This is a genomic window from Acidovorax sp. GW460-11-11-14-LB4, assembly GCF_059423685.1.
The window spans coordinates 1-12,818 of record NZ_JBWKYJ010000065.1; the positions used below are offsets into that span (position 1 = coordinate 1).

Sequence of the window (12,818 nt, forward strand, 5' to 3'; positions counted from 1 at the left end):
AGCCCCCGAAAACCCCACCACCGCCAGCAGGGCCCACGCGCCCTTGCTGACCGCGCTGTTTGCGTCCACCGCCCTGGCCGCCTGCGGAGGCGGCGGTGGCGACAGCGCGCCAGGCACGGGGACACCCAGTGCACCTGCGCCATCCACCCCCTCGCTGGGCAACTACGCCCATCCCTCCGCCGGCACGGACAACGAGGCCGCCCGCTTTCTGCTGCAGGCCCAGTTCTCGGCATCGACTGCCGAAATCGCGGCGCTGCGCACCACCACCTACGCCGACTGGCTGGAGAGCCAGTTCAATGCGGGCCCCAGCCAGGGCGGCTGGGACTGGCTGAACCAGCGCGGCTACGCAGACATCAGCAACGACACGGCCTACTACGACAACTCCTACCCTGCCGATTACATGATCTGGTACCAGCTCATGAAGTCGCCGGACGGTCTGCGCAAGCGGGTGGCGCTGGCACTGTCCGAAATCTGCGTGGTCTCGCTCAGCGGCGTGGACATCACCTGGCGCTGCCATGCCATGGCCTGGTACTGGGACCAGCTGGTGAACAACGCGTTTGGCAACTACCGCTCGGTGCTGGAGAACGTGACGCTGAACGCGGCCATGGGCTACTACCTCAACACCCGTGGCAACCAGAAGGAAAACGCCGCCACGGGCCGCCAGCCCGACGAAAACTATGCCCGCGAGGTCATGCAGCTCATGTCCATCGGACTGGTCGAGCTGAACCTGGACGGAACCCCCAAGAAAGACGGCGCCGGCAAGCCCATTGACAGCTACACCATGAACGACGTGACCAATCTGGCACGCGTGTTCACGGGCTACGACTACGACCAGACGCAGAACGTGCCGACCACCGTGCCAGGCACCACACGGGTGATCTCCAACACCACCTTTGCGCGGCTGCCCATGGCGCTCAATGCATCGCGCCACTCCACGCTGGCCGCCACCTTCCTGGGCACCACCGTGCCCGCCAACACGCCCGGCGCCGCGGCACTCAAGACCGCGCTGGACACCTTGTTCAACCACCCTAACGTGGGCCCCTTCATCGGCAAGCAGCTGATCCAGCGGCTGGTCACCAGCAACCCGTCACCCGCCTACGTGGCCCGGGTGGCAGCCGCCTTCAACAACAACGGCGCCGGCGTGCGGGGTGACCTGCGCGCAGTGGTCAAGGCCATCTTGCTGGACGACGAGGCACGCTCGCCCACCGGGCTGACCCAGCCTGGCTTTGGCAAGCTGCGCGAGCCCATGCTGCGCTTTGTGCAGTGGGGCCGCACCTTTGGCATCAACTCGGTGCAGGGCAGCTGGAAGATCGGCGACCTGAGCGACCCCGGCTCGCGCCTGGGCCAGAGCCCGCTGCGTTCGCCCTCGGTGTTCAACTTCTTCCGCCCAGGCTACGTTCCACCATCCACGGCCCTGGCGGCAGCGGGCGCCGTGGCACCCGAGTTCCAGCTGGTCAACGAGAGCAGCGTGGGGGGCTACCTCAACTACATGCAGGGCGTGATCCGCAACGGCATCTTTGTGAATGCCCCGGAGCTGCCCAACAATGCCAGCAGTTCCAACAACGGGTACGACATCAAGGCCAGCTACGCCAACGAGCTGGCCATCGTGGCGGATGCGGACGCACTGGTCGCACGCATCAACCTGCTGATGTGCGCAGGCCAGCTGTCCGCAGCCACCGTCAAGCTCATTGCGGACGCGCTGAAGGCAACGCCCGTCACCGCCGCCAGCACCGACGCCGTCAAGCTCGACCGCGTGGCGGCCGCCGTCTTCCTGGTCATGGCTTCGGCCGAATACCTCGTTCAAAAGTAAGCCCTGCCATGCACCTGCTTCAACCCGAACTCCACACCCGCCGCGCGTTTCTGCGCCGCTCCACCCAGCTGGGCCTTGCGGGCACGGCCCTGCCCTTTGCGCTCAACCTGGCTGCCATGGGCGAGGCGGCGGCCTTCAACGCCACCGACTACAAGGCGCTGGTCTGCGTGTTTCTGTACGGCGGCAACGACTATGCCAACACCGTGGTCACCTACGACGACGACAGCTACAACCGCTACAACACCATCCGAGGCGGTGGCTCAGGCCAGACGGCGGGTGGCATTGCGTTGGCCAAGGCAGCCCTCGCCCCCACGCTGCTGACACCCACCACGCCGCTGCCCGGCGGCCGCCAGTACGCGCTGCACCCGGCCATGACGGGGCTGGCTGGCCTGTTCAACAACGGCAAGGCGGCCGTGCAGCTCAACGTGGGCCCGCTGGTGGTTCCGCTGACGCGCGCGCAGTACAACAGTGCCGACCGCGCCACCTACCCCGTGCCGCCCAAGCTGTTCTCGCACAACGACCAGCAGTCGGTGTGGCAGTCATCCTCGCCCGAGGGCTCCACCGTGGGCTGGGGTGGCAACATCGGCGACCTGGCGCTGTCCTCCAACGGCAATTCGCTGTTCACCTGTATCTCGGTCACGGGCAATGCGGTGTTCCTGTCGGGCGACTCGGCGCTGCAGTACCAGGTCAGCACCAACGGGGCCGTGGCCATTAACGGTGTGAAGAACCGGGTGTACGGTTCTTCAGCGGTGCAGAGTGCGCTCGCATCGCTCATCCAGCAGCCACGCACGCAAACGCTGGAGAACGAATACAACCGCGTGACCACCCGCGCCGTGACAGCCGAAAGCCAGATCACCAACGGGATCGCGGGTGTGACGCTGGCTACCACCTTCCCCAACAACAACTCCCTGGCCAACCAGCTCAAGATGGTGGCGCGCCTCATTGGCGCACGCACCAGCCTGGGCAGCAAACGCCAGGTGTTCCTGGTGTCGCTGGGGGGGTTTGACCTGCACGACAACCTGATCGCGCAACAGCCGGTGCTGATGCAGCGCGTGAGCGAGGCCATGACCGCGTTCTACAACGCCACGGTGGAGTTGGGAGTGGCCGACAAGGTCACGGCGTTCACCGCCTCCGACTTTGGCCGCACGCTCAGCTCCAACGGCGATGGCTCGGACCACGGCTGGGGCAGCCACCACTTGGTGGTCGGCGGCGCCGTCAAAGGCAAGGCCTTCTATGGCAGCGCGCCGCCGGTCAGCATCACCAACACGGCCGCCCCCGAAGACCAGTGGCACGTGGGCCAGGGCCGCCTGCTGCCGTCCACCTCGGTGGACCAGTACGCCGCCACCCTGGCCAAGTGGTTTGGCGTGGCCGACAACGAAATGGCGGGAGTGCTGCCCAACATCACGCACTTTGGCGCAGCGGCGGGGCGGCCGGACTACCCGGTGGACCTGGGGTTCCTGTAACTCGATGGAGCCCCCGTGACCCGGGGGCCTGCAGGTCGCGACCACGGCAAGGGCCTGGGCCACCACCCGGCTCCCCAATAATGGCAGCATGACGACTCCCTCTGCTTCACCGCTTCGCCCCCGCGTGGTCATCATCGGTTGCGGATTCGGCGGCCTTGAAGCCGCCCGGGCCCTCCAAGGCGCGGCAGTGGATGTGACCCTGGTGGACAAGACCAACCACCACCTCTTCCAGCCCCTGCTCTACCAGGTGGCCACGGCCGGGCTGTCAGCCCCGGCCATTGCGGCGCCCATCCGGCATCTGTTCCGGCAGCAGCGCAACGTGACCACATTGCTGGGCGAGGTCACCCGCATCGACGTGGGCCAGCGCACCGTGCACCTGGCAGACGGCGCCGCGCTGCCGTATGACCACCTCATCGTGGCCGCCGGCGCCACGCACAGCTACTTTGGCCGCGACGACTGGGCGGCCTATGCGCCCGGGCTCAAGACGCTGGACGACGCGTTCGAGATCCGCCGCCGCGTGCTGCTGGCGTTCGAGGCGGCCGAGAAGGAACCCGACCCCGCACGCAGCGCGGACTGGCTCAACTTTGTGGTCGTGGGCGCGGGCCCCACGGGCGTGGAAATGGCCGGCACGCTGGCAGAGATTGCGCGCCACACGCTGCCTGGCGAGTTCCGCCACATCGACCCCGCGAGCGCGAAGATCATCCTGCTCGAAGGCGGTGCACGCGTGCTGCAGGCCATGCCCGAGGCCCTGAGCCAGCGCGCCAAGGAACAACTGGAAAAGCTGGGCGTGGACGTTCGCCTGGGCGCCCGCGTCACCGCCATCGACAGCGATGGCTTGAAGGTCGAATCACCTGCAAGCGCTAGTACATCAAGCGCAAACAGCTATCAAATAAATAGCAAATGCATTGTATGGGCAGCGGGTGTGGCTGCGTCACCCCTGGGCCGCCACCTGGCGGATGCCACCGGTGCCAGCACCGACCGCGCGGGCCGCGTGGTGGTGGAGCCAGACCTGACGTTGTCCGGCCACCCCGAGATCAGCGTGATCGGCGACCTGGCGGCCGCCAAGAGCCACGTGGCAGGCCATGAGCCCACGCCCGTGCCCGGCGTGTCGCCTGGCGCCAAGCAGATGGGCCGCGCCACGGCGGCCAACGTCCTGCGCCGCCTGGCGGGCCAGCCCACCCAGCCGTTTCGCTACCGCGACTACGGCAACCTGGCCACCATCGGCCGCAACTCCGCCGTGGTGGACCTCACCTCGCCCGCCGGGCCAGTGCGGTTCTCAGGCTACTTTGCGTGGCTGTTCTGGCTGTTTGCGCACGTGTACTTCCTGATCGGCTTTCGCAACCGGCTGGTGGTGCTGCTGGACTGGGCCTGGGCGTACTGGAGCTTTGCACGCTATGCGCGGGTGGTGACGGGCATTGAACGCCATGAGACCGCGCCCCCGTCCCCGACACCGCCGGGCACCTGACGGCCACGCGCGCTGCGTGGCGCAGCGGCCAAAGCCAGCGCCTTGCCTGCAGGCTCTCGCCACAAATATCTGTTGCGTTACGGCCCCACCTGCTCCACCCACGCTGCCAGCTCACTGGCCAGCTGGCCCGACGCCGCCGCCAACGCGGCCACGCCGCCCGCCGAGTCGGCCGACTTGGCGGGCTGCTGCACGATGAACACGCGCTGGCCGCGCAGCGATTCGCCCGCCGGGGTCAGCTCGACCACCGTGGCGCGCAGGCGCACCACCCCGGCGCTGTCGCTGGGACTGGTGAACAGGTGGCTGAACTCCTCCAGCTCGGTGCGCAGCACCAGGGGCAACTTGTTGCCCTGGGCGGGCTCGCGGGCCTGGGCGGCGCCGTCGTCGGCCTTGAGCACGGCGCGGCGCTGGCCCAGTTGCTCGCGCAGGCGCTGCTGCAGCAGCTGTGCAGGCGGCTGGCTCCAGCGGGCCTGGCTGTAGGGACGCAGCTGCTGGGCGTCGGCATAGGCCAGGCGGTACAGCACGGCGTTCCCCCCCTCGGGCAGGCCGGGGGCGTCCATGTCGGCCATCGCCAGCGGAGGCAGGGGCGCACGGCGGTCGGTGGGCACGGTGGCCAGCGGGCCGGGACCAAAGTCATACAGCACGGGGCGGGCCGGAGGCGCTGGCAGGGCCGAGCAGCCCGTGAGCAGCAGCACCGCCGCCAAACCACAGCCCCACAGCGCAGTAGCGCTGGATGAATATGCCTTGGTTGCTATATTTTTAATAGTATTCATGTTCACTCCTCACAGAGGGCCTGCGCCACCAATGCAGCGCGGGAGGGGGTCCAGCTCACGGGGCGCTGCCAAACCCTGGCTCACCCGGCCCGGGCGGGATGCGCCCCGAGCCATAGATGAACAGTTGCGGGTTGTCGCTGATGCCCCCCGCCGCGCGGCCCATCTGGCGGGCGGCGCGGGCCGTGTCGTCGGCGGCGCGGTTCACTCGGGGCAGGGTCGCGGTGCTGAACTGGTCCGCTGCGCGCGCCAGCGACTGGGTGCCAGCGGTGATCTGGTCGATGGGGCCACCGTCGGCGTTGAGCCGCTGGTTGGTCTTGCCCAAGTCCACCGCCAGGGTCGAGACACTGGCGCCCGCCTGCTGCAATGACTGCAGGGTCTGGCGCGCATCGCTGGCCAGGGGCGGCAGCGCGGCCAGGGCCGGGTCCAGGCGCTGGGCCACGGTGGCATCAAGCCGCTGGGTCAGGGTGTTGACGCTGCCGGCGGCCTGGCCGATGCTGGACAGCGCCTCGGTGAGCTTTTGCTGGTTGCTGTCGCCCAGCAGCTGGTTGATGCGGCGCGTGGCCTCTTCGACCTGGCCGAGGATGGCGGGCGCCTGCTCGGCCAGCTTGCCAAAGGGCGAGGGCTTGAGCGGCAGGCGCGGCAGGCCGCTGGGGCCGGGGGGCAGCTCGGGGTAGGGCTTCTCGGCATCGTCCAGTTGCACGTGTGCCAGGCCGGTGACGCCCTGGTAGCCCAGCACCGCAAAGGTGGTGGGGCTGATGGGCGCCTGTTCGTTGACCGCAATACGGATCAGCACGTTGCCGCTCACCTGGGGGTCGAACCCGATGCGCGTGACCTTGCCCACGGCCACGCCCTTGTAGCGCACGGTGGCCTGGGGCTGCAGGCCACTCACGCCGTCGCGGGTGGAGAGTTCGTACTGCTCGTAGTTGGCGTTGTCGCGCGTGAGCCAGATGGCCAGGCCTGCCAGCATGGCGGCCACCACCAGCACAAAGATGCCTGCGGCGAGGGCGTGGGATTTGTTTTCCATCAGGGATGTTCCTTGTCGGGCGCAGGCACGGCGGCGGTCTGCACCGGGGCCTGCTGCACAGGGGGCACGGGGGCCATGGCGCGTTGGCCACGTTCGCCCATGAAGAAGTGCTCGATGAACGGATGCGAAAAGTGCGCCACCTCGTGCGGCGGACCAGTGACGATGACCTTCTTGTCCGCCAGCACCGCCACGCGGGTGCTGAGCGCGAACAGCGTATCCAGATCATGCGTGACCATGATGACCGTGAGCCCCAGCGCCGCGCGCAGCTCTCGCAGCAGCGCGCAGAAGTCGTCAGAGCTGCTCGGGTCCAGGCCCGCCGTGGGCTCGTCCAGCAGCAGCAGCGGTGGGTCCATGATGAGCGCGCGGGCCAGCGCCACGCGCTTGACCATGCCCCCCGACAGGTCGGCCGGCATGCGCGTGGCGTGTTCGGGCTGCAGGCCCACCATCTGCAGCTTGACCAGCGCGGCATCGCGCACTAGGTCGTCGGGCAAGGTACCCTGCTCGCGCAGCGCAAAGGCCACGTTGTCGAGCACGTTGAAGGCCGAGAACAGCGCACCGTGCTGGAACAGCATGCCCACCCGGCTGGCTGCCCCCTCGCGCCCCATCTCGGACGCGGGCCGCCCCAGCACGGTGACCTGCCCGCGCGTGGGCCGGGCCAGGCCCAGGATCTGGCGCAGCAACACCGTCTTGCCCGTGCCCGACCCGCCCACCAGCGACAGCATCTCGCCGCGCTGCACGGTGAAGTTCAGGTCCTGGTGCACGGTGAAGGTTTCGTCGCCCTTGCCGAACTGCGTCCAGAGGCCTTGCACATCCACGATGGGCGGCTCGCCGGGTGCGACGGCGATGTGTTCGGGCTTGGCGATGCGCTCAGTCATATGCCGATGTTCTTGAACGCTATGGCAAACAGCGCGTCCACGATGATCACCATGGTGATGGACGACACCACCGACGCCGTCGTGCCTTCGCCAAGGCTCTGGGTGTTGGGCTTGACGCGCAGGCCCCAGTGGCAGCCGATCAGCGCAATGAACGCACCAAACACCACCGACTTGGCCATGGCCAGGCCCAGGTTGCCGATCTTTACCGCTGCGGGCAGTGCCTGCACAAAGTACGACGGCGAGATGTCCATGGAGATGTCGGCCGCCAGCATGCCGCCCGCCAACGCCGCCAGCGTGGTCCACACGCTGATGAGCGGCATCGCCAGCGCCAGCGCCAAGGTGCGCGGCATCACCAGCCGGAACCCGTGCGGGATGCCCATCACGCGCATGGCGTCCAGCTCCTCGGTCACCCGCATCACACCGATCTGTGCGGTGATGGACGAGCCGGAGCGGCCCGCCACCAGGATGGCCGCCAGCATGGGCCCCAGCTCGCGGATCAGCGAGATGCCCAGGATGTTGACGATGAATGACTCGGCACCAAACTGCCGCAGCTGCAGGCTCATCAGGTAGGCCAGCACCACACCGATGAGGAACCCCACCAGCGCCGTGATGGGCAGCGCCGTGGCGCCCATGCGGTACAGATGGCCGGACACATCACGCCACGGCCCTTTGCGCGGTGCGCGTGCCAGGCGCCCCAGGTCCAGCACCAGCTGGCCCACCATCTCCAGCAGGTGGCGGGCATGGTCCACACCGTGCAGCACCAGCACGCCCAGGTGATCGACCTGTTCGCCCAGGCGCCAAGGCTCAGGCGGCGGTGCAACACAGGTGAACTGCGCCACCCGTGCCAGCATGGTGCGCTGGCTGTCGGTGCAGGTCAGCTGTGCGGGCCAGGCGTGCTGCCAGTGGTTCCACAGCAGCTGCGCGCCCACATGGTCCAGCCACTGCAGCTCCCGCAGGTCCCAGCCCAGCGCGGGTGCGGGGGGTGCGCCGCGCAGTTGGTCCGACACGGCCTCCCATTGCGCTGCGTTGCCCAGCTCGGCCGCACCCCAGCGCCCACGCAGCTGCGCACACTGCCCTTGGGGCGTATCGGCGCGAACGATGTGGGGAGCGTGGTCGGTCATGGGTCTGGCCGCCAGGGCAGCCGCAGGGGTGGGGTCGTCAAGAAGCAGCAAGGAAGAGCGTGCATGGTAGCGGAGCGAATCCTGCACGCGCTGTCGGACACGAGCCTGTCAAGCACAGACAGGCGGCGAAGCGTGTAATTATTATCAAATCAGCGCCAAGCGCAATCAATTCAAGCACCAGCAGCTACCAAAAGTGTAGCAATAGGCACACACCCTATCGACAGGGCCTGCCCCATCCGCACAATGGCCCACCGTTACCACCTTTGATCGGCACCGCCCCTCCTCCATGAGCGACACCACGTTTGACACCATCATCATCGGCGGAGGCACAGCCGGTGCCTTGCTCGCCAACCGCCTGAGCGCCGACGGCCGCCACCGCGTGCTGCTGATCGAGGCCGGCCGCAAGGACGACTACCACTGGATCCACATCCCCGTGGGCTACCTGTACTGCATCGGCAACCCGCGCACCGACTGGCTCTACAACACCGAGCCCGACGCGGGCCTGAACGGCCGCACCCTGCGCTACCCACGCGGCAAGACGCTGGGCGGCTGCAGCAGCATCAACGGCATGATCTACATGCGCGGCCAGGCGCGCGACTATGACCAGTGGGCCGAGCTGACGGGCGACGCCAGCTGGCGCTGGGACAACGCCCTGCCCTACTTCCGCCGCCACGAAGACCACTGGCGCCTGGACCAGCCCGGAGGCGTGAACGAAAATTTCAAACGCCTGCACGGCAACAAGGCCACCGGCAGTACCGGCGAGTGGCGGGTGGAGAAGCAACGCCTGCGCTGGGACGTGCTCGACGCCTTTGCCCACGCCGCGCAGCAGGCCGGCATCCCCGCCACCGATGACTTCAACAGCGGCAGCAACGAAGGCGTGGGCTATTTCGAGGTCAACCAGAAAAGCGGCTGGCGCTGGAACACCGCCAAGGCCTTTTTGCGTCCCACCTGCTATGGCCGGCCCAACTTCGAGATGTGGACCAGCGCGCAGGCGTCCAAGCTCCTCATCGAGACCCAGCCCGATGGCAGCCAGCGCTGCACCGGCGTGCTGGTGTGGGACGGCCACGAGATGGTCACGGCCCGCGCGGCGGGCGAGGTGATCCTGAGCGCAGGCGCCGTCAACTCGCCCCAGCTGCTGCAGCTGTCGGGCATCGGCCCCGCCGCACTGCTGCGCCAGCATGGCATCGATGTGGCGGTGGACCTGCCCGGCGTGGGCGCCAACCTGCAGGACCATCTGCAGATCCGCGCGGTGTTCAAGGTGCAAGGGGTGCAGACGCTCAACACCATGGCCAACTCGCTGGTCGGCAAGGCCAAGATCGGGCTCGAATATGCGCTCAAGCGCAGCGGGCCCATGAGCATGGCGCCTTCGCAGCTCGGTGCGTTCACCCGCAGCAGCCCCGACCAGCCCTATCCCAACATCGAGTACCACGTGCAGCCCCTGTCGCTCGATGCGTTTGGCGAGCCGCTGCACAGCTTTCCGGCCTTCACCGCCAGCGTGTGCAACCTCAACCCCACCAGCCGGGGCACGGTGAACATCAAGAGCGCCGACTTCAAGGCCGCGCCCGCCATCGCGCCCAACTACCTCAGCACGCCCGAAGACCGCCAGGTGGCCGCCGACAGCCTGCGCGTCACGCGCCGCATCGTGGCCCAGCCCGCGCTGGCCAAGTACCAGCCGCAGGAGTGGAAGCCCGGCGTGCAGTTTGAAAGCGACGAAGACCTGGCGCGCCTGGCGGGTGACATTGCCACCACCATCTTCCACCCCGTGGGCACCACCAAGATGGGCCGCGACGGCGACCCGATGGCCGTGCTGGATGCTCAACTGCGCGTGCGCAATGGGCGCGGCGGCGTGGTGGCCGGCCTGCGCGTGGTGGATGCGGGCGCCATGCCCACCATCACCAGCGGCAACACCAACTCGCCCACGCTGATGATGGCGGAGAAGGCGGCGGAGTGGATCATCCAGGCAAGGCGGGCGGCGTGAGTACCATCGCGCCGATGTACTCCTCCACTTTCATCTTTGCGACCAAACAGTTCGACGACGCCTTTCACCGCCTGGACGAGGCGATTGCCACCGCCGCCCGTTCCATCGACGGCTACCTGGGCGAGGAGTCCTGGACGGACACGGGCAACGGCCTGGTGTCCAACGTGTACTACTGGCAGTCGCTGGAAGCGCTGCAAACGCTGATGCAACACCCCGCGCACCTGAAGGCCAAGGCCGCGCAGGCGCAGTGGCTCAATGGCTACCAGGTGGTGATTGCGCAGGTGCTGCGCACCTACGGCGACAACCAGCTGACCGGGCTGCTGCCCACGGCCGGGCTGTTCACGCAAGGCACTGCGCCCCACTGATCATTTCAAGCCCCGGCGCCCAGGTCGCTGCAGCGTTCAGCGGATGCCGCCCACATAGCGCGGCACCTCGGGGGCGGGCTCGGGGGGCGGTGCAGGGCGCGAGCGCACAGCCTGCGCCGCCACATCCAGCAGCGGACGGCGCGGCGCTGCAAGGGGAGCGGCGTGCAGGGCGTGCTCCAGGCGGTCGGCCCACTCGGCCAGATCGGGCGCGTTGTCGTCCACAGCGCGCTGGCGCGCGAACCGCACGATCTCCTGCGCATAGTCGGCGTTGACCGCCATCCATTCGGTATCGGTCACGCGACCCGTTTTGCGCCGCAACAGCACATGCAGGTGGGCGGCAATTGCCAGCTTGTCGGAATCGGACATGGTCGGCTCCTTAATGCATTGGGGTCATCCATCGGACTGCACCTGCTTGCCCGCGTTGCGCAACGATGCGGGAGCGGGGAAGGCCTGCCGGGTCTCTCGGGGGCTCATTCAGCCGCCCAGGCGCTCGCGGTGCTGGGCAATGTCCAGCCCCGTCTGTTCGCTCTGTTCGTCCACCCGCAGGCCCATCGCAAAGTTGATGACCCACAGCAGCGCGGCCGTCACCACCAGGCTGTAGGCCGCCACGGCGCCCACGCCGATGGCCTGGGTCAGCAGGCTGCCCGCCACCCCGCCCACGGTCTTGCTGGCCAGCACACCGGTGAGCAGTGACCCCACGATGCCGCCAACGCCATGCACGCCAAATACGTCGAGCGAGTCATCCACCCGCAGCAGCCGCTTGAGCCCCGTCGCGCCCCAGTAGCAGGCCAGCCCGGCCACCAGCCCAATCACCACGGCCGAGCGCAGCGTGACAAAACCGGCGGCAGGTGTGATGGCCACCAACCCCGCCACCAGGCCAGAGCACAGCCCCAGCAGCGACGGGCGCCCGCGCACCACCCACTCACCCAGCATCCACGACAGCGCACCGGCCGCAGCGGCCAGGTGCGTCACTGCCATGGCCAGCCCGGCGCGCCCATCGGCCGCGACCGCAGAGCCTGCGTTGAAGCCAAACCAGCCCACCCACAGCATGCCCGCGCCCGCCATGGTGAGCCCCAGGTTGTAGGGTTCAAACGGCTCACGCCCATACCCCGCGCGGCGGCCCAGAAACCAGGCGCACACCAGCCCCGCGACGCCCGCATTCACGTGCACCACCGAGCCGCCCGCAAAATCCAGCGCGCCCATCTGCGCCAGCCAGCCACCCGGCTCCCACACCCAGTGCGCCACTGGCGCATAGACCACCAGTGTCCACAGGCTGATGAAGACGAGCATGGCCGAAAACCGCATGCGTTCCACAAACGCGCCCACCAGCAGCGCGGCCGTGATGATGGCAAAGGTGAGCTGGAACATCGCGTACACCGACTCCGGGATCAGCGGCGCAATGTGGCTCACCGCCAGCTTGCCCGCCTCCAGTTGAAAGTCGAGCCCGGCAAAGCCAGCACGGTCCCAGCCGCCAAGCCAGGCGCTGCCCGGTGTGAAGGCTAGTGAATACCCCGCCGCAAACCACAGCAGGCTGACCAGCGCTGCAATGGCCACCACGCTGGCCATGGTGTTGAGCACGTTCTTCCTGCGCACCATGCCTGCGTAAAACAGCGCAATGCCTGGCAGCGTCATCAGCAGCACCAGGGCGGTGGAGGTCATCATCCAGCCGGTATGGGCCGCATTCACCGTGTCCTGGGCCACCAGGGCGGGGCGCGTGAGGGGCGCCGCGACTGCAGGAGCCTCTGGCACGCCCTGGGCCAGCGCGCAGGTGCACAGCCCCAGACACAACGACACGACCGCAAACACCCGGTGGTTGACTGCACGCATGCACGCTCCCTTTCGCAATTTGTTACAAGCGCATTGCACGAGCCATGCCAGCCAGATGCCCCCGAATCGGGGCACAGAGCGCCCCCGCAAGCTGTCCGGCGCCCAACAACGGGGGGCGGG

The 12,818-nt window shown here is 68.1% G+C and carries 11 protein-coding genes; 5 read left to right on the forward strand and 6 right to left on the reverse strand.

Going from position 1 to position 12,818, the window contains the following annotated elements; genetic code table 11:
* The 3 genes from AC07X4_RS19010 to AC07X4_RS19020 all read left to right on the forward strand — a co-directional run.
* On the forward strand, positions 1–1,810 hold a 1,810-nt coding region (locus tag AC07X4_RS19010; RefSeq protein WP_494740973.1), incomplete at its 5' end, for a DUF1800 domain-containing protein.
* A gap of 8 nt (positions 1,811–1,818) precedes the next feature.
* Positions 1,819–3,273, forward strand: a complete 1,455-nt coding sequence (locus AC07X4_RS19015) for a DUF1501 domain-containing protein (RefSeq protein ID WP_260665955.1) — start codon at positions 1,819–1,821, stop codon at positions 3,271–3,273.
* A gap of 88 nt (positions 3,274–3,361) precedes the next feature.
* The gene (locus AC07X4_RS19020) at positions 3,362–4,738 is read left to right on the forward strand and encodes an NAD(P)/FAD-dependent oxidoreductase (RefSeq protein ID WP_494740974.1); all 1,377 of its coding nucleotides are present in this window, start codon (positions 3,362–3,364) and stop codon (positions 4,736–4,738) included.
* 77 nt (positions 4,739–4,815) lie between these two features.
* Here the strand turns inward: AC07X4_RS19020 and AC07X4_RS19025 are convergent, their stop codons facing one another.
* From AC07X4_RS19025 to AC07X4_RS19040, 4 genes are read right to left on the reverse strand one after another with little or no spacing between them, the layout of a single operon-like run.
* A complete protein-coding gene (locus AC07X4_RS19025; RefSeq protein WP_494740975.1) occupies positions 4,816–5,508 on the reverse strand; it encodes an ABC-type transport auxiliary lipoprotein family protein in 693 nt (230 codons plus the stop codon).
* 55 nt (positions 5,509–5,563) lie between these two features.
* Positions 5,564–6,532, reverse strand: coding sequence for an MlaD family protein (locus AC07X4_RS19030; RefSeq protein WP_494740976.1), 969 nt, complete (start codon positions 6,530–6,532; stop codon positions 5,564–5,566).
* Positions 6,532–7,407 carry an ABC transporter ATP-binding protein gene (locus AC07X4_RS19035; RefSeq protein ID WP_492251441.1) on the reverse strand — a complete coding sequence of 292 codons (876 nt, stop codon included), beginning with the start codon at positions 7,405–7,407 and terminating at the stop codon, positions 6,532–6,534. Before AC07X4_RS19035 ends, AC07X4_RS19030 begins: the two co-directional genes overlap by 1 nt.
* Entirely contained in the window at positions 7,404–8,528 is a 1,125-nt protein-coding gene (locus AC07X4_RS19040; protein ID WP_494740977.1) for an MlaE family ABC transporter permease, read from the reverse strand. Before AC07X4_RS19040 ends, AC07X4_RS19035 begins: the two co-directional genes overlap by 4 nt.
* A gap of 286 nt (positions 8,529–8,814) precedes the next feature.
* On the opposite strand from AC07X4_RS19040, the gene AC07X4_RS19045 reads away from it, so the two are divergent.
* Together AC07X4_RS19045 and AC07X4_RS19050 are read left to right on the forward strand one after the other, a co-directional pair.
* Positions 8,815–10,506: a GMC family oxidoreductase gene (locus AC07X4_RS19045; RefSeq protein WP_146870216.1), complete on the forward strand. Its 1,692-nt coding sequence runs from the start codon at positions 8,815–8,817 to the stop codon at positions 10,504–10,506.
* A 14-nt stretch (positions 10,507–10,520) separates the two neighbouring features.
* The gene (locus tag AC07X4_RS19050) at positions 10,521–10,871 is read left to right on the forward strand and encodes an antibiotic biosynthesis monooxygenase family protein (RefSeq protein WP_056057483.1); all 351 of its coding nucleotides are present in this window, start codon (positions 10,521–10,523) and stop codon (positions 10,869–10,871) included.
* A gap of 36 nt (positions 10,872–10,907) precedes the next feature.
* Here the strand turns inward: AC07X4_RS19050 and AC07X4_RS19055 are convergent, their stop codons facing one another.
* Positions 10,908–11,237 carry a hypothetical protein gene (locus AC07X4_RS19055; RefSeq protein WP_494740978.1) on the reverse strand — a complete coding sequence of 110 codons (330 nt, stop codon included), beginning with the start codon at positions 11,235–11,237 and terminating at the stop codon, positions 10,908–10,910.
* A gap of 108 nt (positions 11,238–11,345) precedes the next feature.
* Complete coding sequence (locus AC07X4_RS19060; RefSeq protein ID WP_099731499.1) at positions 11,346–12,698, reverse strand: ammonium transporter; 1,353 nt, start codon at positions 12,696–12,698, stop codon at positions 11,346–11,348.
* Positions 12,699–12,818 lie beyond the last annotated feature (120 nt).

Excerpts from the sequence above, each read along its gene's own strand:
- AC07X4_RS19015 (WP_260665955.1), top strand. The coding sequence starts at position 1,819 with ATGCACCTGCTTCAACCCGAACTCCACACCCGCCGCGCGTTTCTGCGC.
- AC07X4_RS19020 (WP_494740974.1), top strand. The coding sequence starts at position 3,362 with ATGACGACTCCCTCTGCTTCACCGCTTCGCCCCCGCGTGGTCATCATC.
- AC07X4_RS19025 (WP_494740975.1), bottom strand. The coding sequence starts at position 5,508 with ATGAATACTATTAAAAATATAGCAACCAAGGCATATTCATCCAGCGCT.
- AC07X4_RS19030 (WP_494740976.1), bottom strand. The coding sequence starts at position 6,532 with ATGGAAAACAAATCCCACGCCCTCGCCGCAGGCATCTTTGTGCTGGTG.
- AC07X4_RS19035 (WP_492251441.1), bottom strand. The coding sequence starts at position 7,407 with ATGACTGAGCGCATCGCCAAGCCCGAACACATCGCCGTCGCACCCGGC.
- AC07X4_RS19040 (WP_494740977.1), bottom strand. The coding sequence starts at position 8,528 with ATGACCGACCACGCTCCCCACATCGTTCGCGCCGATACGCCCCAAGGG.
- AC07X4_RS19045 (WP_146870216.1), top strand. The coding sequence starts at position 8,815 with ATGAGCGACACCACGTTTGACACCATCATCATCGGCGGAGGCACAGCC.
- AC07X4_RS19050 (WP_056057483.1), top strand. The coding sequence starts at position 10,521 with ATGTACTCCTCCACTTTCATCTTTGCGACCAAACAGTTCGACGACGCC.
- AC07X4_RS19055 (WP_494740978.1), bottom strand. The coding sequence starts at position 11,237 with ATGTCCGATTCCGACAAGCTGGCAATTGCCGCCCACCTGCATGTGCTG.
- AC07X4_RS19060 (WP_099731499.1), bottom strand. The coding sequence starts at position 12,698 with ATGCGTGCAGTCAACCACCGGGTGTTTGCGGTCGTGTCGTTGTGTCTG.